Origin of the sequence: Actinomycetospora termitidis (assembly GCF_030286555.1) — a bacterium.
GTDB lineage: Bacteria > Actinomycetota > Actinomycetes > Mycobacteriales > Pseudonocardiaceae > Actinomycetospora > Actinomycetospora termitidis.
Genome location: NZ_JASVWF010000028.1, coordinates 1 through 329 on the forward strand (window position 1 = coordinate 1; position 329 = coordinate 329).

1 protein-coding gene is annotated in these 329 nt (G+C 69.9%); it reads right to left on the reverse strand.

All coding sequences use genetic code 11. The features are described from left to right. On the reverse strand, nucleotides 1–329 hold a 329-nt coding region (locus tag QRT03_RS32040), incomplete at both ends, for an SDR family NAD(P)-dependent oxidoreductase (protein WP_286057231.1).

Consider the following 329-nt stretch of genomic DNA (forward strand, 5'->3'; position numbering starts at 1 on the left):
GCGGTGCGCATGGAGCGGCCGAGGAAGTCGGTCCGGAACGGACCGGGCTCGACGATGATCGTGGCGATCCCGAAGGGTGCGACCTCCTGGGCGAGCGCCTCCGAGAGGCCTTCCACGGCGAACTTCGTGGCGTTGTAGTAGCCGTCGCCGGCGATGCCCGCGATCCCGGCTCCGGAGGACATCATGACGATCCGGCCGCCGGCACCCTGCTTGCGTAGCGTCGGGAGCACCGCGCGGGTGGTCTCGATCAGTCCGAAGACGTTGGTCTCGAACAGCGGCCGGTACTCCTCGGGGGTCACCTCCTCGACGGCGCCGAGCATGCCGTGGCC